The sequence below is a fragment of the Tateyamaria sp. GN1-10 genome, from assembly GCF_055693845.1.
In genome coordinates, this window is the sequence record NZ_JBVFUR010000004.1 from 2,529,927 (window position 1) to 2,549,843 (window position 19,917).

Genomic DNA, 19,917 nt, shown 5'->3' on the forward strand with positions numbered 1-19,917 from the left:
GGACCTACGCTCATGAGCATTCAATCCAAGGCAGCACCGGTGCGGTTCGAACAGGTCTCCAAGAAATTTGGCAAGGATGTGGTCGCCGTTGATGCGATCGACCTCCATGTCGAGGCGGGCAAGCTGGTGACACTGCTCGGCCCGTCCGGCTGCGGCAAGACGACGACGTTGCGCATGATCGCGGGGCTCGAAATGGCGACATCGGGCAAGATCACGATCGGAGATCTCGATGTGACCACCCTGCCCGCCACTGACCGCGATGTTTCGATGGTGTTTCAGTCCTACGCCTTGTTTCCGCATATGTCAGTGCTTGAAAACGTCATGTATGGGCTGACCTTTTCAGGGTTTGCAAAGGATGAGGCGCGCAGCCGCGCATTGCATGGCCTCGATCTTGTCGGTCTTAAAGGGTTTGACAGCCGTCTGCCATCCGAGTTGTCGGGTGGCCAGCAGCAGCGAGTCGCCGTCGCGCGGGCGTTGGTGTTGGAACCTCAGGTGCTTCTCTTTGATGAGCCGCTTTCCAACCTAGACGCCAAGCTGCGCAGGCAGGTGCGCGAAGATATTCGCGCCATTCAGCTAGATCTTGGTTTGACAGTTGTCTACGTCACACATGATCAGGAGGAAGCACTCGCCGTCTCGGATGAGATCGTCGTCATGCGCAACGCTGCCATCGCCCAGATGGGCACGCCACGCAATTTGTATGACGCGCCCAACGATCGCTTTGTCGCCGATTTCATCGGCGAGGCGAATTTGCTGTCCTGTGAAATTATCGCCGTTGACGGTGATACGGCCACAATCGAGATCGAAGGCTACCAACACGCATTGCCGTCACGCGGTTTGGGCCGAGGGCCTGCGACCATCGCGGTGCGTCCCTCACGCCTTGTCGTCGGTGTTGATGCAGGGATATCTGCCAAGGTGGCCAAATCCACCTATGTCGGTGTGCGTATGGAATACACGCTCACCGGTGCCTTTGGTCAGGTCTTCGCTGTCCACGACGACGTGGAGGCACCGCTTGAGCCGGGTGCCGAAGTCTGCATGGGGTTTGCCGCCAAGGGCCCCGTTCTTCTCCCCGAATAAACCCCGCAACTCATCTTCGTCTCGCATCCCAAGGTTACCGTCGATCCGAGCATTCCCATCCCCGACTGGGGGCCAAATGAAACGGGTCGTAATCGGACCGCCGCCTTCGCCATGTTGGCAGAATTTGTCATGTCACGCATATCTGGTCCAGCTTTGAGCAAAAAACACGCGACACGGCAGCCATTTTGGCTGCGCCCGTGGAATTGAGGTGCACATCCATCCACAGCTTGGTGAGAACGACCGCAGCTCCGCTGGTTTTCTGCCACCTGCCGAATTTGAAGTTGCGGCAGATGCGTTCTTTGTGACTTCCGTGTCACCAATTTTCGACGTTGGGAAACTGCCCACGATGCCTGGTCCCGCATCGTCGTAGCCGTGACCAAAATCATCGACAACCGCACAAGGGCAGACCTTGGGGTTTCCACTCATGGTGCCGTTGGGACATCTCTGTGGTGCGCACTGGCAAAGCGTCTCACCGACCGAACACATGATCAGCCAGAGAAATGCCATCTCTGGACCGCCGATCTTGTCGCATTTCAGCCGGCCATTGGCTAGCAAAGCATCGGTTGGCGGTCATACTCTCCAGGCATTCTCCGACATCTCAAGCAAGGTTTCAAAGACATCTGGCGTGCCAACGATAACTCGTCCCCCCTCACGGATCATCGCATCGGCATCCTGATCCTCGATCACGCCGCCAGCCTCCGACACCAGGAGTTGACCGGCCAGGCAATCCCAGGCGTTCATGTGTTCTTCAACGTATCCAAGCAGCCGTCCAGCCGCGACATAGGCAAGAGACAAGGCACCGCTTGCGTTACGATGGAACATTGCCCCCCGCTCAATCAGGCCAGCCACGATCGGTACCACGTGCCGCGCCTCCACGCGGTTCGAGTATCCAACCGCGACGGTGCCCGCTTTTAGGGGAGTGCCGCTGGCAACCCGCATCGGAGCGTCATTCAGCTGTGCCCCAAAGCCCCGAAGTGCGGCAAATGTTTCGCCAACAATCGGATCGTGGATGACGCCCAACTCTGTGCGCCCATCCCTTACACCCGCAAGAACGATGGTCCAGGTGGGAATGCCATTCACGAAATTGGTGGTCCCATCGATCGGGTCGACCACCCAGTCAAAGCCGCTGCTCCCAGCTTTCGGTGTGTACTCCTCGCCCACGATCCCGTCATCGGGCCAGGCCGTTTCGATTTGTTTACGGATATAGGTTTCGACGTTCCTGTCGGCCTCGCTCACCCAATCCTGAGTGCCCTTTTGATCGACAACAAGTGTAGCCCTATTTGCAAAATAGTCGCGTGCAACGCCACCAGCCGCGTGGCAAAGTTCCGTCGCAAATTCCAAACGTTCTGATACGCTGTCCAACTTTCCAGTCCCTCCCAGTATTTTTTGCCTTTGAAGACACTTATGCCCTTTTCGCTGCGACGCACAGATCTTCGGCACGGCAATCGCAGGACGAGACAACACCGTAGCTACCCTTCTCCAGTTAAGAAGCGTCCAAGTTTATGTGCTTTACAAGTTGGTACTCCGCACCAAATCTGCGGAGATGAACCCCTGCTCGATATCGTTTTCAATAGGAATACCCGCTGGGATTATCGCTCGGCGCAACATGACGATCCCAATCAAAATGTTGCATACAACGACACATTGCGTGGTTACAGTTTCTTTAAATCACCGGGAAAGCTGTGTCCGTCGCTCGAAATTGCCGAAACCGACCTAGAGCAAACACGGGTGGCGTTTCAGGAAGCAGTTAATTCAGCTTTCCTGGATTAAAGTGTTCAGGCCGACTCAACCTAATGAGCATTTTGGGCTTTGACCTCGCTGTCTTGAACCGAAAGCTAGTTACTTCGACCCCGACCGCGTGTTTTGGAGCAAACTTCTCGGTTTGAACCTCGCTTGACCACCCGCTTACCAAGGGTGCAAAGCATTTATTTTTGTCGCCCCGGTCGATTTTTATGGCTTCGTGCACGTGCAAACAAAGTTCATGCCAGTCGCCGCGAAGCTGTGCAAAAAGCTCATTTTGACTGATGGTCCAACAGGCATGAACGGCCACGTTTCTTTGCATTTCAGCGACAAACCTTCGGCCCAGGCTACTCAAAATCCACCGAAAGTCCAATTATTTTTTCCTGCAATGGAAGCAATATCAAGGCAACCGCAACGGCGCGGTGAAGACTTAATGCAAGGGAACACAACATGATTGAGCACTGCAAGTCGGCTCTTCTAGCAACGCTTCTCATCCCCTCCGCAGCGCAGGCGCAGTCGCAGATCAACATCGGTGACGCGCTTGGCACATCAGAAACTGCACTTCGAGCCGCGCTCGCAGCGCACGGATACATCGCCACAGAGATAAAAACGAGGATGGAGTGATTGAAGTTGAAGCCGCAAACGGTGCTCCATCCATCGAATTCGATATTTCACCAGAGACGGGCTTGGTTCTCGCGGCCTATGAAGACGACCACGACGATGATGACGAGGGAGAAGCCTCGGACGACAATGATGACGAAGGAGAAGACGACGATAAACATCTCCCGGTGCGCACCTTTGGTCAGGATGAACGAATGAATTTGTCTCGTGCCACGGTGTTGTGATTTGTGTTCGCGCTTCAAACGATCTGTTGCGCATACTTTCTGATGGACATCGCTTGGGACTTGCTGTGGCCCGCTGTCCACAAACCGTCTCGCGGACAGCGACGTATTCGAGGCCTTGGTTACGATCGCACTTTTCTTTGGTTTGGCGTTCACCAGCAATGAATTGCGCCAAACACTGACGCGCCAAGATCAGATTAAGATTGCCTCAGGTGCGTTCAGCGAAGTGATGGAGGCGCGCTTCAAAGCTTGGTCACTGACAAGCGTCGAGCGTGAAATCGCGATGTTGTCGATCAAGGGCTTCTCTATCGCAGAAATGGCAGAACTCCGCGAAACCAAGTAAGGCACAGTCAAAGCACAATGCGCATCCGTTTACCGAAAAGCCGACGTCGCAGGGCGTTTGCAGCCATTAAGCGTCTTTTTTGATTATCTTATGGCAGATGATTTGGTCTCTGCCGCACAAAACGCTGCGCTTTAGGGAGTAGCCATGAACCCCATGGGGATGATCCTAGTTGCGGCGACCGCACTGCTTCCCGCCCATCAACTTTTCATGCTGCCGAATGTGACGAACCAAGTCGCGCTCTTCTCGCAGTACCTTGGCTTGGGAGCTTTGGTTCTCATGGCTTCGGGCAAACTCTGTCCACCCGGCTCAAGGGCACTGAAACGCTCTTCAGTGAATTGGATCGGGTCTGTGTTATGCATAAGTGGGCGGGTATCGTCGCTATGTTCGCGCTTCTAATTCACGATACCATTGATGCAGACACGCTTGGTTTGGAGCCCAAACCCCGCTCAATGAGCTTGCCGAGACCTGGCGTGAGATCAGCTTGTATGGCCTGTTGATCCTCGTCGTGATCTCAGTTCGCAACCTTCATCCCCCTATCACCTTCGGAGATGGACACACAAAGCCACGGGAGCTCTGTTCACGGCTGGCGCTTTTCATTTCTTCTTCATCATGAAACCGTTCACGATGGGCGATCCAGCGAGGCTGTATACTGGCCTTTTCTCCATGGCGGGACTGGCAGCATACATATGGATGCTGTTTCCCGATAAAATGCGCCCGGGTTTTGGATACCAAATCACAAATATTCAAAGCACCGGCAGTTACTATGTCGCCAGTTGGAGAGTCTTTGAGGGCCATGCCCGGACAATTCGGAGTGCTGCGATTTACAGGCGCTGGCACAGAAGAGCCGCATCCATTTAGCTTCTCGAAGATCGGCAGCGACGGGTTGCTTCGCGTAACGGTCAAAGACCTCGGAGATTTTACGTCATACCTCAAAACCGTCACTTTGCTTGGCCGAGAGGTTGCTATCCAACGCCCGTTTGGCCGATTTCGGCGCTCTGGACCAACCGCCGAGATTAGGGTCGAAGGTGGCATCGGGATCACACCGTTTTTGGCGTGGGCCGATGCACTAGGGTCAGGATGCATTGATTTTCAGTGCGCTGCATGATTCACGGCTTGGAAAACGGAGCGGTGACATGAGCGACCTTTTCTGGCTGAGCGACGAGCAGATGACCAAGCTTTCCCCTTTCTTCCCGAAGTCGCACGGCAGGCCACGGGTCGATGACAAAAGGGTGTTGAGCGGGATTATCTTCATCAACCGCAATGGGTTACGATGGCGAGATGCGCCTGAGGCCTCCGGGCCGCACAAGACGCTCTACAGCCGGTGGAAACGTTGGAGCGAGAAAGGTATCTTCGCCCAGATGATGGTCGGCCTGGCTGCCGAACACGGCGAGGAAAAGACCGTGATGATTGATGCGACCTATCTGAAAGCACACCGTACCGCGACCAGCATGGCCGCGAAAAAGGGGGGCGTGGCCGCCTGATTGGTCGAACCAAGGGCGGCATGAACACCAAACTGCATGCTATCTGTGACAGCCAAGGGCGGCCGCTCAGCCTTTTTGTCACCGCTGGTCAAGTCAGTGACTACATCGGCGCGCGAGCGCTACTGAACAGCGTACCAAATGTGGACTGGCTGCTCGGTGATCGCGGCTATGACGCCGACTGGTTCCGAGATGCGTTAAAAGACAAAGGCATACGCGCCTGCATCCCGGGTCGAAAGCAACGCAAGACTACCGTGAAGTACGACAAACGCCGATACAAACGGCGTAACCGGATTGAGATCATGTTCGGCAGGCTCAAGGACTGGCGGCGGGTGGCGACACGCTACGACAGGTGCCCCAAGGTCTTCCTGTCCGCAATCGCTCTCGCAGCGACCGTAATCTATTGGTTATGAATCCTGACCCTAGAATGTGACGCCCCGCGGGTCGACCTGATTGTTCACCATTAAAGGACAATGAGGTCAGCAATGCAGCACCCAGCTCAATCAAGTGTGCAAACGAAGAATAAGCCGCCTTTGTCCAGTTTCCTACTACATCTAGGAAACCTGCGCGGCCTAGGGCCGCGCGTTCGTTTCAAGACCATTCGATTGGGATAGTGATGCCGCCGTGGCCCATTCTTTCCGGTTCTGTGCCCGGAGGCAGATCGAAAGGATCTTCCTTGGCTGCAAGTGCGACCCACTCACGTGCAGTTCCGTTCCAATCAGTGATCGCGTCCGACGCTTTGCGCGCAACCCTTGGTGCCGATACGCTGGTACCATTGAGGCGCACATAAGATCCGCTGCGCGATCCCGCTGAAACCACACCCCACAGCACCAGGGATTCATCACCTTCCGCAGCGACATCAGGTCCATTTCGCGAAGGTTCGGGTGTCATTGGCGTATGGGTTAGTGGCCCCGCTGCAGAGTAGTATGAGATAATCTCGTTTCGCTTTGTATAGGCGGCAACCACGATCGGAGAAGGCCCACAGGCAAACCCACTGAGCGTTCCCGCACGTCTGATCGGGCTTGGCGTGTCCGGAGGATCAACAGGCAAAGGAGCGCCAAATGGGCCAAAGCGCACATAATCGCCATTGTCAAAATAGGACTGGCGGCCGCCGGGTCGGTATCCTGGGAGTGTTTCATCGCGTCTGACCCAGACCTGCACCTTCTGATCGGGGGCGATGTCATTGGGTTTGGCACAGATATTCCATCGTCCTGATGGTGCCAATGCACGGCCCGGATCAAGACTGGCGGTCGGCTCAATAGCCAAGGTGATGAGCCCCCGCGCCGTTGGCGCCGGCTCAAAAGTGTAGAGAAGCGTCGCCACCACCCGACCCAGCTCGTCAAGAAGTGTTTGGTGCTGTCCTGGCTGAGCTTTGACCGTCAGGCTTTCGGGACCAAAAGGCGGCGTCACGGTGACTGAAACGTAGTCTGGCGGTGGATCACTGTCGGAAAATGGCATCCAGAGTTCAACGTGACTTGCAGTCCGGTCGTCCGGCAAAACCCGAAGATCAAGTGTGATCCCGTCCGTATTCTTGCCGTCAAATTGCAGCTCGGCGTGTGCGCGTGCCAGGTTACCGTTGCCCGCTGGCAGTGTCATCCAACGTGTTTGCTCAGGATCGCTCGAAAGAAACTGCTCGAACAAGCGAGACACCTCACTGGTCCCATCGTGAGGACCCGAGAAGTTGCCATACGAAAAGTTGGTGACCATCGGCACGGGCTCACCGTTATGCTGAAAGCGAGAGGCCTGTTTTCCCAGCAGATGGAGGGCCAGTGAAAGTGCCGGCAACAGACTGATACCTGAGGTGTCCTCGACCACGCGGGGTGGCAGTACAGCACAAATGATTGGGCGCGTGCCGTCATCAAGTTCGGGAGCGAAGCCCGTGGATAGGCCCATCACATGCGTGCCGTGTGAGCGTCGCAGCGATATGGGTGAGAATTTGCCTTGTCTGTAGTCGATTTGAGCCGTGCGGCTATAGAACTGATCTTCGTCCAGAAGGCCTGACCGGGTGAACTCACGGAGATATTTGTCAATTTCATCGGCGTCGAGCACCCTGCCCTGCGAGGCGTCACCGCGTTCAGGGTTTGGCGGAGCGGGAAGAACCGTGCAAAATTCGACACGCGTTTCTTCAGGCTCAGCGCGAAACAGTTCGTGGGCGATGCCAATTCCGTCATCGATCATCGCGGTTACAACACTGCCCTTGGGCACTTCGATTGGTGACAGATCTGGCGCATCTGCATCGAATGAGAGCCATTCTTCTGGCGTGAGCAGCCCCAAATGCACATTGGCAACACTGTACTCGTTTTGGGTGTCGTTTAACGCTTCGATCACGTTTCGACGCGCAAAAAGGCTTACGAACTGCCTGTCTGGGCGTCTGTTACGATCAGCTTCATCATACGCGGACGGCACAAGCAGATCGCGGGGATAGTCAACCGCCAAGCGCGCCTCGAATTCAGCGATGCTGATGTCTTCTAGCTCTACCATCGCTGAAAGCCAATCAGAGTCCAGGATATCCAAGGACTTAGACAGCCTGGTAAAGGTGAGCGCATCGATGGGTATTTGTTCGCCCTTTGATGAAGATGTCCAGGAATAGGCCATGGCTATCTATCCTCAAACCGATGGATTGGGGTTGAAATCAACCCATTCGGCTTGCGCCTTGTCCCATAGCCAAGCGAGCCTTGGATCTGGTGCGCTGCAGGATGTGTGCTGTGTCGCCGTTGCCCAAACTCCGTCCGGTCCTATGGATTGGTCCTTCTGGGTGTCGTCATCGGCTTTGTAGAGCTTGTGCCACTCGAAATCGCTGCTTCCAGCGTATTGATGTCCGTTGAACTTGGCGGTCGTCCAGCCGTTCCCGGTACTCAGGTCATAGATAAAGTCAGCGAGGGTCAGCCCAAGCATCGCTCCGGTTGCGCTGTCGACAGGGTAGTGGACACCCGCCACGGTGCGGTTGGTTGCAATGCGTGCGGCAAGCCGCATGAGCATCTCCCCCAATGTCCCCCTGCCCCGTATTGCGGTGTTCCTGAATGCAGCATCAGCTTCCAAATCAAGCGGGCCATCACAAAGGCTTCTGTCGCGTGTCCACTGGGCAACGAACCATGGGTGGGCGTGGCGATCATCGGTTGTACTTGCGGGGACAATTCGATCGGGCGCTTGACGGCGAGAACGTATTTGAATTGCTGTTCGCAGAAATTCGCAAAGCGAAGACCGGTGGCAAGCAACTCGAGTGTGTAGGGCGTGCGGGCCGGATCGATAAACCCGATGGTTTGATAGAACGGCACAGGTGCCGCGATCTGAGAGATGATTTCCGCGCCGCGATCCTGACGAATATCCGCGTAACCCGTCAGAAACCCCATCTGTTGTTCAAAGACGTCCATCTTGGGCGCCTTGATTTTGACGAGTTTCTTGTAATTACATCCAGGCTTGCTCGTTTGCGCATCCTTTTTGCGCCAAAGTGTTGCTTTTGCTGTTGTGCCTTGTTCGAAGGTCAGCTCAACTTGGGTATCCAGTGCGAAAGAAAAGATTGCGGCGCGCACTTCACGCGAAAGGCGTTGAAGGTTCTGGACATCGTTAGGCACGCCCGGTTTGGTGCCTGGAATAGGCCCTAAAGGGGCGCCAACAATTCCGTCGCGATTGGTCACAAATGCTTCTGCTGCGACAGGGCTTTCGGGAAGGCCGAAGGCACTGTACGCACCGTAAGCGCCACTCCCGGAATAAGCACCATACGCCCCGTAGGCACCATACGCACCGTAAGCTCCATACGCTCCCTGTGGGCTACCAAAAAACTCTGCAGTCATGTTGCCGATCCTCTGTTTTTTAATCTGGAACACCTGCATCGAGCAGGGCTTGGGCGAATGAACGTCCGTTTTCAAAATTCGCGCTCGGGGAAGACTTGAGCCAAGAGCTGACACGCAAACCAGGTTGCAGGCGCATCAACTCTGAAAGAGTTTCCTGAACACTCGCCAGCTTTCCTTGCTTTTCCTGAGCAACGACCAGCATTCGCAATGTGGAAACGTGTGTTCTGTTCAACCGCAGTGATGCTTTTGCGTAGGTTTCCACTTTTTCATAATCCCCTGCGGACATCCAAGCACCAGCTGCCATAGCCAGATAGAAGAAACGATGCGGATCAAGTGGCGCCAGGTGCAGCGCACGCTCTGTGTCGCGCGCGCCTTCGACACCGCGGTCCTGAAATGCCAGAAGCATGCCTCTCAGTGATCTGGCATTGGCATCGTTTGGGTTGATGTCTAGCGCCATGTCATAGCGGTCTTCTGCATCATCGAACCGATGCAAAAGATTGGTCAGAACGTGCCCTTCGCACGCGAGAGCCAGCACGTTTTCCGGGTCAAGATCCAGTGCGCGCCCCGTGCAATCCAATGCGGCTCGGGCATCTGTGTCAGGGTCCTGCGACCAGCCTTGAACCACGCGCAGAAGATGCCAGCGTGCGCGCCACGCAAACGGGGTGGGATGATTTGGCACGCGCGCCGACAATACATCAATCAGATCGCGCGCCTTCTTGAAATCCTTGGGGGAAAGCCGATGCATTAACCCCACGGCGGCAAACATCAGCGAATAATTCTGTAAACTTGCCAACGGTTTGGTGTTGGCCCGGCGAATTTCATTGATCAGAACGGCGCGACGAACCTTTGCAACAATCTCGTAGGCCTGCTCGCAATCACCCAAAAGCTCGTCTTGGGTCATTTCGAGACGGAGAGCCCACAGAACATGCTGACTGGCCACTTCCGTGAATTCAAGATTGAGTTGCAGCTTGTCGCCGCGCTTGATGTACATGCCCGAAAGAACAAACTCCGCGTTCAGCAACCGTCCGGCCTCAAGAAGATCGGCCGGACCATGCACAAAGGACGCAGTAGACAAGCGTGAGGTCACGTTGATCTCTTCCGATGCGCTTAACACCGCTGTCACCCGATCCGCAAAAACGGTGCCAAGGATGTCCGGCCCATCTTGGCTCATGTTCTGCAAAGGCAGCACCGAAATGGTTGGCAAGAGAGGTTGATCATCAAAACCTTGCCCGAATGTATCGCCTGGTCCCTCCGACAGCAGGCGAAATGCGCGCGTGTTTTGTTGATCTCCGACGTATCCGACGTCCTCAAAGACGAGTTGCGGATGCGCGTGGGCCATATCCCGAATATCAAGGCTGCTGAGTACTTCTCCCGGCCGCGCGGCATCGAGCAGTGCAGCGAGTTGTGCGGGATCGCTATATTCAGCGGCGAGTGCACTTGACGCACCGTTGCTTTGCGCCTGCCTTAGACATGTCGCGGCAGCTTCGGTGAGGTTGGTGAAGGTTTGTTTCTGTGCGTCGGAGGAAGTGTCTTGAGGTGCGCGCGCAATCGGTGCACCTTGGAAAGATGCTTGCTTTGTTAAGACGACGACATTCCCATGCCCTGCGCTTAACTCTGCCATCGTCCCCAGATCAGCTAGCATGCTTGTCTGATCGGGCCGTTCAACGCTTTCCAAGACGGCGTTTAAAATAAACCCGCGTTTGGGGACGGTCTTTAAGATCGCGCGCTCTGTGTCGCCGATTGCGCGGCGTATGTCTGCAATACACTGCGTCAGGCTATCGTCTGTGACAGACAGGCCGTCCCACACCGTCTCAATCAGAGCGTCCCGCGGCACCAATACGCCTGGGCTTTGCGCCAGACAGCGCAATACGCTTGCTGATTGCGCACGAAGCACAACATGCGTGCCGTCGGCGCGCTGCAGCTGATCACGGTTGGGATCGTAAGTGACGTCCCCCAACACAACCAGTGTGTCTGTGTTGAGTTTCCCCGACACGCAGATTCCTTCCCCCGGACCGCGCCATTGTGTTCACCATTAAGTTTTCGCAAAGCGGCGGGGGTTTCAACAAAAAAGAGAACTTTTTGCCCGCCATGCGCGTATTTAGCGGACGTCTCGACATGGCGTTCCACCGCCTGCTTACGTTCCTTGCGCGCATTTTCATGCGGAGGTGTCATTGCCGCGGCACCAGTCACTTGCCACCCTCTTGCAAAAAGACGGCCGGATCGCTGGACTGTACACATATCAAATCCTGAAGTCCGATGGACTGGCCTGTGCGCGTTGACCGGGCCGTAACCGTCAAGCGGCGCGCCCCAGTGAGGAAGTGTGGCGGCAGAAAAGGGTCTTTGATCCGAATGCCCATGACATGGGGCGCGCCGAAAGCAGTAGAGATCAAATCGCCCGACGTACCTAGCTTGAATTCGAATACGTCCAGGTGTGATGGCAGGTACGATGACACACCTATAATTTCTCCAAGCGGCTCCAGCGTTACAAACATGGATCGATCGAGATGGGGTGCTGGGGCAAACACGCCAGGCGTGCCGTGATTATGTGATACCGCAAGCGTTGGGATCGGCGCAGTTTGTGTGCAATACATCCAATGTGTCTGTACCTGCATGCCCCGCGCATCGCGCCCTAGAGCAACGTAGGTGGCGCCTGTTTGCAGCTCTCCGCGTGAAATGCTGGTCGAAACCTTCAAGCCCTCATAGACCAATCCGTTTACAGTACCACGTACATACTCTGCCTCGCCACCAGTGAGGCAATGCGGCACCTCCAAGGGAATGTCCGCGTAGTACGGAAACAGCTCCACGTCTGTAAGTGATTGAACTGACAATTCCATTCCTGCCCAGCAACAAACGATCCATATGAATGTAGAGAAAGCCAGCCTGCCAAGAGATCATGCGCCACGGCGGCCGCAACAATACCCTGCCCCTCTCCGCGTTCATTGGTGGCCTGAATAATGCTCAGTGTACTGAAATAATTCTGAAAACTTTCCGAAATCTCCAAACAACCACCCTTGCGACCGAGATATTTTCATTTCGGGAAGGTTTCGGCCCGATTTCAAGACAGTGCGCTAGCGTTTGGCCATGCTTGTGGAGCGGGCCGTGTTGGTTGGTTGCCTAGCATCCCGATTGGATCAGTTCCGCCAAATACAAACTAAGCTTTTGACATGGAGATTTTTCAGATGGCCGATGAAGTATATGAATTTGATAAGGAAGCGGTTGCTGCAGCATTGGAGGCAGCGCGGTCCCACTATGCTGACAAAGTCGATGCAATGGCAGATGGCGTTACAGAGGATGGTCACCTGTCGATGGCCGCCGGGTGCGTTTCTGTAACAGTGGAAAACGGCAAAGTCTGTCTCAACTTGCCGCTTGGTTTCGGTAAGTACTGTTTTCCCATTCCCAACGTCATCCCGAACGGGACCGCTGCAGAGGCATGCCTGCACATCTGCACCACCTGGGGCATTCCAACCGGGGTCAAGGTGACCATCAGCGTCGCGGGCAAAGTGATCGTTTCGAAATCCTTCGGCAAATGCTGACCTAAACAATTTCAAACGGTCTTGAGACGGACATCAGAGGCCGAGAAATTTAAAACAAGTCATAGATGAAACAGACCTCCGACATCGGTTTTATGCACGATGTCGGAGGCATTTTCATGCTCCAACCTTAGTGTTCCAGCCTAAGACGGTCGCGTCGTTCACGGCAGACTGTCCTCGCGAGCAAGACAACGACCATATTGCACCTCGGATACACACCTTTGATGAGGGCCAAGCAACAACCGCAGACTGCGGCTAGCAATGTGCGGCTACGGGGCGCTTCTAACAACGTAGACAGAGCAAGTTGAGTGCCGGACTATTCGTGCCGCATTAGGCCCAAGCAGAAAATCCTTCAAATCCGGACGGCTGGCACCCAAAACAATCAGGTCCGCATTGTCCAATTTCGCTGTCTTCAAAACTTCTTCGTAAACACTGCCTGTTGCTACAAGATGGCGAACGGATTGGTTTGCCTTGGCCCCCAACACATCTTCTCCAAATGAGGACAGCAACTGGGCAGCCCCGTCTTTGGCTGTCTGCACGTCGTGGTCTTTGAAGTAGGCGCCAACAACGCTCGCCCCAAAATCTGGCACAACTGTAATGAGATCAAGCTGCGCACCTTCCATGTCCGCAAGCCGCTTTGCTGCTTGCAGAACCTTGGTTTCATCTTGGGGTCTGTTGATGTCGACGGCGCAAAGAACTGTCTTACTCATGCCATTTCTCCTTCGCGCACAGCTGGCGTGACGCGCCGCGTTTGCAACCACATGATTAGTGCCAGAAGCAAAAGTGCTGGGATAAAGATAAGCTCTTTTGGCAACTGCTGTGCCGTCGCTCTTACCGCGCTGATCGAAACGGGATTGTCCCCGTAGAAATCAAATGAATCCAGCGCATTGCCCAGCTCTGTTCCAAACAAGGGTTCTTCCAGAATAACTGTGTCCCCTTCAGTGACGAGCATGAACCCAAGTTGATCCAGCCGCGCATCCGCTCCTTCAACATCCGGTATGGTGACCGGCACTGTCAGGTCTTTCATCTCAAGCGTGTCGAAATCCGGACCGGAAATGATCACCCTAAGCTGGTCACTCGGTGACGCGTTGCCAACGGCTTCGGAGAAGGCTGCGGGGGCCACATCCTCGAACGGTGGTTGGATCTGGTTCATGAACACGCCCGGCCTGAACAGCGCAAAGGCGATAACAAGCAATGCAACCGTTTCCCAGATGCGATTGCGTGCAAAGAACCAACCCATCGTTGCGGCCGTAAAGACCAGTATCCCGATCGTAGCGACAACAAACACGATGATCCCTTGCGTCCATGTGACATCGATCAGCAAGAGATCGGTGTTGAAGATGAACACAAATGGCAGGGCCACTGTCCGCAGCGAATAGAAGAAGGCGGTGAACCCGGTTCGGATCGCATCACCGCCCGACACGGCAGCCGCTGCAAAACTCGCCAATCCAACAGGTGGCGTAACATCCGCCATGATCCCGAAGTAGAATACGAAGAGGTGGACCGCGATGAGCGGCACAATCAGTCCCGACTGCGCGCCCAGTTCGACCACAACCGCAACCATGAGCGAGCTCACGACGATATAGTTAGCCGTCGTGGGCAGACCCATCCCGAGTATAAGGGACAGGATCGCAACGAAGATAAGCATCAGGATCAGATTGCCACCTGACAGAAACTCGACGAAATCTGCCATTACCTGACCGATGCCCGTCAGCGACACCGTACCAACAATGATACCGGCAGTTGCTGTTGCAAGACCGATACCGATCATGTTGCGTGCGCCGTCGATCATCCCCTCGATCAGATCAATGACACCATCTCGCAGCCGACCAATCGAATTGTCTTCACCTCGGAACATCGCCTTGAGCGTCTTTTGCGTGAGCAAAATCCCAAACAGCAGGAACGTCGCCCAGAAGGCAGACAAGCCAGGCGATTTCCTTTCGATCATCAGGAAATAGACCAAAACGATGATGGGCAGCAGGTAATACAGCCCCGACTTATAAATCCTCGCGACCTCGGGCAACTCCACGACCTCGGCATTGGGATCGTCCGGCTCAAGATCGGGAACCTGCGCCGCGAGATAGACCAAGGCGACATAAATTAGCCCCAGCAGCGCAGCCAAAATCCAACCGGACCCAGACGGGAAGAGCGAAACGACCCAACCGACCGGATACTGCGTCGCGTAACAAAGAACAGCGAAACCGGCAAAAAAGGCAAACATGCCGCCGATTGTCCGACCCATGCTGACGACCTTGTTGCCGATTGTCGGCATGTTGTTTTTAACAGCTTCCAAATGAACAATGTAGACGAGCGCGATATAGCTGATGACAGCAGGCAAGAAGGCGTGCGTGATCACCTCGACATATGAAATGCCTACGTATTCAACCATCAGGAACGCAGCCGCGCCCATAACAGGTGGCATGATTTGACCGTTTACAGAGGATGCGACTTCGACTGACCCGGCTTTTTCCGCGCTAAAGCCAACGCGTTTCATCAGCGGTATGGTGAACGTTCCGGTGGTTACGACATTGGCAATCGAAGAGCCCGAGATCAGCCCAGTCGCGGCCGATCCCACAACAGCCGCCTTTGCCGGGCCGCCGCGCAAGTGCCCCAGGGCGCCAAACGCCATCTTGATAAAGTAGTTCCCTGCCCCGGCCTTATCGAGCAGCGCGCCGAAGAGAACGAAGAGGAAAACGAACTTTGTCGATACACCCAGCGCAATGCCGAAGACGCCCTCGGAGGTGATCCACATATGGCTCATCGCTTTGCGCAGCGACGCACCGGCCCATCGAATCTGATCTGGCACCCATTCTGAAGATCCAAAGAAAACATAACACAAAAAGACAATGGCGAGGATGACCATCACCGGTCCAAGCGTGCGGTAGGCCGCAATGAAGAGCAGTGTCAGGCCCGCGAGAGCGAAATTGGCGTCTGCGGCATCGGCAAGGCCACCAGCAGCCACGATTTTCTCATAGAAAAAATAGCCGTAAAGCGCGAGGAACGCGCCTCCCAGACCAAGAACCCAGTCGTACCACGGTATGCGATGCCGTGGCGAGGACTTGAAAAGAGGGTAAGCCATCGCTGCAAGGAAGACGGCAAAGGCCAAGTGTATCTGACGAGAGTTGTTGATCAAATCGCCGGGCAAAATGTAGGGCGCGGCAGGTGATGCCAACAGGACCTGAAAAACCGACCAAACCAAGGCTACCACCGCGATGGCCGTTCCAATTGCGCCCGTAGGGCTGCGGGCTCCGCTGTCGCTGGCCGCAACCAGTTCCTGAAGCTCTTGTTCGCTGAGTGTGCGGTTGTCGGTCTGTGTCATGGTGTCCCCGTCATGTGATGGCTTGTGCCGGCGTCCCGCTCTTTCGGCGGATTAGGGAACCAAGGGCGCCGAAACGCCCTTGGTCACAAAATAGACAGGTGGTCTTATTCGACCCAGCCTTGTTCACGATAGTACTTTGCAGCGCCATCATGCAGCGGTGCGGACAGACCCGCCGATGCCATCTCTTCTGGCACCAAGTTTGCAAATGCAGGGTGCAACCCTTTGAAGTCATCAATGTTTTCGAAGACAGAACTCACCAGAGTGTAGACCACGTCTTCGGATACATCTGCGGACGACACGAATGTCGCGCCAACGCCAAAGGTCATGGTGTCGTTATCATTGCCACGATACATCCCACCGGGGATGGTCGCTGTTCGGTAGAACGAGTTCTGTTCAACCAGCATGTCCACGGCATCGCCAGCTACTTCGACGAGGACGGAGTCGCAGGCGGTTGTTGCCTCTTGGATCGACCCGGAAGGGTGACCGACAGTATAGACCATCGCGTCAATTTGATTGTCACACAGGGCTGCAGATTGCTCTGCAGCTTTCAGCTCTGTCGCCAAAGCGAAATCATCCGTGGTCCAACCGAGCGCCTCCATAAGCACTTCCATTGTGCCGCGCTGACCGGAACCGGGGTTACCGATGTTCACGCGCTTGCCCTTCAGGTCTGCGATTGTCGAGATGCCGGAATCTGCCCGTGCAACAACGGTAAAGGGCTCTGGGTGGACCGAGAACACGGCGCGGAGGCCTTCAAAAGCACCGGCTTCTTCAAAGCGTGATGATCCATTAAACGCGTGGTACTGCCAGTCGGATTGCGCCACACCAAACTCCAGCTCACCTTCGCGAATTGTGTTGATGTTGTAGACAGAACCACCGGTCGACTCGACCGAGCAACGCACGCCGTGATCGCGACGCCCCTTATTCACGAGGCGGCAAATTGCGCCACCTGTCGGGTAGTACACGCCCGTCACACCGCCCGTGCCGATTGTAATGAACTCTTCCGCAGTTGCGGCGGGTGCCGTTAATGTTGCAACCGCAACACCGACCGACATAATCTTGAATTTATTGAACATTCTGTTCTCCCTTTGATTGATATTCAGCAATTTGATCATTGATCCCAAACCTCGGCAAGCACCCTGTTGGCCGCTTCCACCTCGGCAATTCGTGTCCGTGCTGCCGGTCCTGTTCGGCTCACCAAAACCCCGATGATGGCTTCGACCAGAAACATTGTCACCACGTAGGATGAATAAAAGTGAGGGCTGTCTGTCGGTACGACAAAACTGACCGATGCGTGTTTCAGCTCCGGACAACGGTGCGTGTCAGTGATCAAAACAACATAAACACCCTGCTGTTGCGCGAGTGCAGCCGCTTGAATAGCGCGTTCCGAAAATGGCGGCTTTGTCACGATTATCAATGCATCGCGTTCATCCAAGCCAGCCATCCCGCCACCTAAAGATGCGCCCATGCGGCTCGCCATCATCCAGTTGTCCACACAGAAGCTTGCCATATAGGACAGGTATTCCACGACCCCTGTCGACCCTAGTGCCCCCAACAACATCACCTTGCGTGCAGCAGCCACTCGATCCACGGTACCTTCAAGTGCCCTGCGATCCAGGCTTTCTACGAACGTCTGCAAGTTGGATTGGCACGCCGCGAGATGAGCATCCACGAAACTTGCGCGCCCTTCCTGATGTTCGCTATGCAGCCTTTCCGCACGTTCAGCAAAGTTGTTCACACTTCGCCCGATCTTCGTGCGCATCTCTTCGCGAAGTTCTTCGAAGTCTGCGTAATCCAAAGCGCGGGCCAAGCGCGAAAACGCTGCAGGTGAAACACCACTTTCACGAGACACAGTTCGCAGAGTTCGCGACGCGACATCCACCGGGTTATTGGCAAGATAATCTGCCGCCTGGCGAAGCGTATAGCTCAGATCGCTGTATCGATCGGAAAGCCGTGTTTCAAATGTCGAATCCAAATGGACCCCCTCAGGACATGCCGAAAGTGTTTCTATTGTTTCAGTCATTGTCAATGAATGGGTCATCTGTTTCAGTCGCTGCACCCAATGAACGCCACTGGATCAGCCATGTCGCATGTTTTTTCGCGGAATTCGAATACCACCCTACCTGTCGCAGTGCGCGGCGAAGGAATATATCTCTATGATTCAAATGGGAAATCTTATCTAGACGGATCAGGAGGTGCAGCCGTTTCGTGCCTTGGTCACGGGGACAAAGATGTCATCGCTGCGATGGCTGACCAGATGAGGAAGTTGGAGTTCGCGCATACGGGTTTTTTAACATCAGAACCTGCTGAAACATTGGCCACGCGCCTCGTAGCTCACGCCCCTGAAGGGATTGAAAAAGTGTACATCGTTTCAGGCGGTTCCGAGGCAGTTGAAGCGGCACTCAAACTCGCGCGTCAATACATGCTCGAAATTGGCCAGCCGGAACGAAAGCGTTTCATTGCCCGACGTCAGAGCTATCACGGGAACACTCTGGGCGCACTTGGAACCGGTGGTAACATGCGGCGACGCGCGCCCTTTGACCCGATCATGGTGTCTGCATCCCACATCGCACCTTGCTATGCCTATCGCTTCCAAGAAGCCGGAGAGACCGAACGCGACTACGCGCTGCGCGCGGCAAACGAGTTGGAGGATGAAATCTTGCGCCTCGGTCCTGAAACCGTCGTTGCCTTCATCGCGGAACCGGTTGTCGGTGCAACAGCCGGTGCTGTTCCCCCTGCCTCAGGCTATTTCAAACGCGTTCGCGAAATCTGTGACAAGTATGGCGTGCTTTTAATACTTGATGAAGTGATGTGCGGCATGGGCAGAACCGGCACCTTCTTTGCCTGTGAACAGGAACATGTCCGCCCTGACATCGTTGCAATCGCGAAAGGTCTGGGCAGCGGATATCAACCCATTGGTGCAATGCTATGCTCAGAGGCAATTCACGATGCTATTAAGCAAGGAAGCGGCTTCTTCCAACACGGGCACACCTATCTTGGCCACCCAATTGCCTGCGCTGCGGCAAATGCCGTCGTAAACAAGCTGACGGCAGGAGGTCTGACCAAACGTTCTGCGACAATGGGTCGTTACCTCGAGCAGTCACTCAACGCGGAATTCGGTCAACACCAGCACGTCGGCGATATCCGTGGGCGCGGCATGTTTCGCGCGTTGGAACTTGTCAAAGACAAGGACACAAAGGCTCCTTTCGCACCTGAAAAAGGCCTGGCAAAGTCCGTCAAGGCAAAGGCGATGGAGAATGGGTTAATCTGTTATCCCAACGGCGGCACAATCGATGGCAAACACGGCGACCACATCTTGCTGGCACCGCCCTACATTTGCACCGAGGCACAGATCGACGAGTTGGTCGAGAAGCTTGCGCAAAGCCTGCAAGACGTTTTGTAAACGCCTGTAAAATTTTAGTTCTGCCAAGGGAACGGTCAACTCACCGTCGTAAGTGGACTCTGAAAAATGCTTTTGCAAGAGAACAACATCGCAAGCGCGGCTCGTCAATAAACTCGGTTAAAAGCTGCGCACGGTCAGGGTCGAACAAGCAGATCACGGCGGTGGCATCAAGTGGGCACAGCGGACGAGAACTGAGGCTTGCTGTAAATCAACGCCCCGTGTCTGGGCCATTCACAATGGCGTCCGATCTTGTTTGACTACGTAATCTCACCGTTCTACACCTCGCAGTGCCAGGGGCGCTGCAAAGCTGAGACGTACCCTTTGAACCTGAACCAGATAATGCTGGCGGAGGGAGGTCGCAGGTCACTCAACAATAGGTGACACGTCTCCATTTTCGTCT

19 protein-coding genes and 1 riboswitch are annotated in these 19,917 nt (G+C 55.0%); of the genes, 9 read left to right on the forward strand and 10 right to left on the reverse strand.

All coding sequences use genetic code 11. The features are described 5' to 3' along the window. The first annotated feature begins 12 nt into the window (after window positions 1-12). Window positions 13-1,074, forward strand: coding sequence for an ABC transporter ATP-binding protein (locus tag ACZ1HN_RS14410; protein ID WP_472728000.1), 1,062 nt, complete (start codon window positions 13-15; stop codon window positions 1,072-1,074). Between the two features lie 570 nt (window positions 1,075-1,644). Here the strand turns inward: ACZ1HN_RS14410 and ACZ1HN_RS14415 are convergent. After that, a complete protein-coding gene (locus ACZ1HN_RS14415) occupies window positions 1,645-2,436 on the reverse strand; it encodes an inositol monophosphatase family protein (protein ID WP_472728001.1) in 792 nt (263 codons plus the stop codon). 604 nt (window positions 2,437-3,040) lie between these two features. On the opposite strand from ACZ1HN_RS14415, the gene ACZ1HN_RS14420 reads away from it, so the two are divergent. From ACZ1HN_RS14420 to ACZ1HN_RS14445, 6 genes are all read left to right on the forward strand, one after another. Then, the gene (locus tag ACZ1HN_RS14420) at window positions 3,041-3,268 is read left to right on the forward strand and encodes a hypothetical protein (RefSeq protein WP_472728002.1); all 228 of its coding nucleotides are present in this window, start codon (window positions 3,041-3,043) and stop codon (window positions 3,266-3,268) included. Beyond that, window positions 3,265-3,438, forward strand: coding sequence for a hypothetical protein (locus tag ACZ1HN_RS14425; protein WP_472728003.1), 174 nt, complete (start codon window positions 3,265-3,267; stop codon window positions 3,436-3,438). Before ACZ1HN_RS14420 ends, ACZ1HN_RS14425 begins: the two co-directional genes overlap by 4 nt. Next, entirely contained in the window at window positions 3,435-3,659 is a 225-nt protein-coding gene (locus tag ACZ1HN_RS14430) for a hypothetical protein (RefSeq protein ID WP_472728004.1), read from the forward strand. The genes ACZ1HN_RS14425 and ACZ1HN_RS14430 overlap by 4 nt, the downstream gene beginning before the upstream one ends. A 142-nt stretch (window positions 3,660-3,801) precedes the next feature. Then, window positions 3,802-3,999, forward strand: coding sequence for a hypothetical protein (locus ACZ1HN_RS14435; protein WP_472728005.1), 198 nt, complete (start codon window positions 3,802-3,804; stop codon window positions 3,997-3,999). Window positions 4,000-4,810: 811 nt separating this feature from the next. After that, a complete protein-coding gene (locus tag ACZ1HN_RS14440) occupies window positions 4,811-5,104 on the forward strand; it encodes a ferredoxin reductase domain-containing protein (RefSeq protein WP_472728006.1) in 294 nt (97 codons plus the stop codon). 28 nt (window positions 5,105-5,132) lie between these two features. After that, window positions 5,133-5,890, forward strand: a protein-coding gene (locus ACZ1HN_RS14445; RefSeq protein ID WP_472726858.1) for an IS5 family transposase whose coding sequence is annotated in 2 segments (ribosomal slippage) — window positions 5,133-5,457 and window positions 5,457-5,890 — 759 coding nt in all. Because the reading frame shifts where the segments join, the coding sequence is not laid out codon by codon here. Between the two features lie 178 nt (window positions 5,891-6,068). On the opposite strand, the gene ACZ1HN_RS14450 is transcribed toward ACZ1HN_RS14445, so the two are convergent. From ACZ1HN_RS14450 to ACZ1HN_RS14470, 5 genes are all read right to left on the reverse strand, one after another. After that, a complete protein-coding gene (locus ACZ1HN_RS14450) occupies window positions 6,069-8,072 on the reverse strand; it encodes a S8 family serine peptidase (protein ID WP_472728007.1) in 2,004 nt (667 codons plus the stop codon). A 12-nt stretch (window positions 8,073-8,084) separates the two neighbouring features. Then, window positions 8,085-8,414 carry a hypothetical protein gene (locus tag ACZ1HN_RS14455; RefSeq protein WP_472728008.1) on the reverse strand — a complete coding sequence of 110 codons (330 nt, stop codon included), beginning with the start codon at window positions 8,412-8,414 and terminating at the stop codon, window positions 8,085-8,087. Beyond that, the gene (locus ACZ1HN_RS14460) at window positions 8,360-9,307 is read right to left on the reverse strand and encodes a phosphatase PAP2 family protein (RefSeq protein WP_472728009.1); all 948 of its coding nucleotides are present in this window, start codon (window positions 9,305-9,307) and stop codon (window positions 8,360-8,362) included. The genes ACZ1HN_RS14455 and ACZ1HN_RS14460 overlap by 55 nt, the downstream gene beginning before the upstream one ends. Further along, window positions 9,288-11,261 (reverse strand): winged helix-turn-helix domain-containing tetratricopeptide repeat protein, encoded by a 1,974-nt coding sequence (locus tag ACZ1HN_RS14465; protein ID WP_472728010.1) that lies wholly within the window; start codon window positions 11,259-11,261, stop codon window positions 9,288-9,290. The genes ACZ1HN_RS14460 and ACZ1HN_RS14465 overlap by 20 nt, the downstream gene beginning before the upstream one ends. Window positions 11,262-11,454: 193 nt before the next feature. Continuing rightward, complete coding sequence (locus tag ACZ1HN_RS14470) at window positions 11,455-12,072, reverse strand: hypothetical protein (RefSeq protein ID WP_472728011.1); 618 nt, start codon at window positions 12,070-12,072, stop codon at window positions 11,455-11,457. Window positions 12,073-12,447: 375 nt separating this feature from the next. Between ACZ1HN_RS14470 and ACZ1HN_RS14475 the strand changes: the two genes are divergently transcribed. Next, window positions 12,448-12,801, forward strand: coding sequence for a hypothetical protein (locus ACZ1HN_RS14475; protein WP_299596438.1), 354 nt, complete (start codon window positions 12,448-12,450; stop codon window positions 12,799-12,801). A gap of 266 nt (window positions 12,802-13,067) precedes the next feature. Here the strand turns inward: ACZ1HN_RS14475 and ACZ1HN_RS14480 are convergent, their stop codons facing one another. From ACZ1HN_RS14480 to ACZ1HN_RS14495, 4 genes are all read right to left on the reverse strand, one after another. Beyond that, on the reverse strand, window positions 13,068-13,508 hold the full coding sequence (locus tag ACZ1HN_RS14480; RefSeq protein ID WP_472728012.1) for a universal stress protein: 441 nt from the start codon (window positions 13,506-13,508) through the stop codon (window positions 13,068-13,070). Continuing rightward, on the reverse strand, window positions 13,505-16,117 hold the full coding sequence (locus ACZ1HN_RS14485) for a TRAP transporter permease (protein WP_472728013.1): 2,613 nt from the start codon (window positions 16,115-16,117) through the stop codon (window positions 13,505-13,507). The genes ACZ1HN_RS14480 and ACZ1HN_RS14485 overlap by 4 nt, the downstream gene beginning before the upstream one ends. A 104-nt stretch (window positions 16,118-16,221) precedes the next feature. Then, window positions 16,222-17,190: a TAXI family TRAP transporter solute-binding subunit gene (locus ACZ1HN_RS14490; RefSeq protein WP_472728014.1), complete on the reverse strand. Its 969-nt coding sequence runs from the start codon at window positions 17,188-17,190 to the stop codon at window positions 16,222-16,224. 35 nt (window positions 17,191-17,225) lie between these two features. Beyond that, window positions 17,226-18,089 carry a MurR/RpiR family transcriptional regulator gene (locus ACZ1HN_RS14495; protein WP_472728015.1) on the reverse strand — a complete coding sequence of 288 codons (864 nt, stop codon included), beginning with the start codon at window positions 18,087-18,089 and terminating at the stop codon, window positions 17,226-17,228. 108 nt (window positions 18,090-18,197) lie between these two features. Here ACZ1HN_RS14495 and ACZ1HN_RS14500 point away from each other — a divergent pair, with 108 nt between their 5' ends. Next, window positions 18,198-19,517: an aspartate aminotransferase family protein gene (locus ACZ1HN_RS14500; RefSeq protein ID WP_472728016.1), complete on the forward strand. Its 1,320-nt coding sequence runs from the start codon at window positions 18,198-18,200 to the stop codon at window positions 19,515-19,517. 282 nt (window positions 19,518-19,799) lie between these two features. Next, window positions 19,800-19,889: riboswitch (TPP riboswitch) on the forward strand. Window positions 19,890-19,917: the final 28 nt, after the last annotated feature.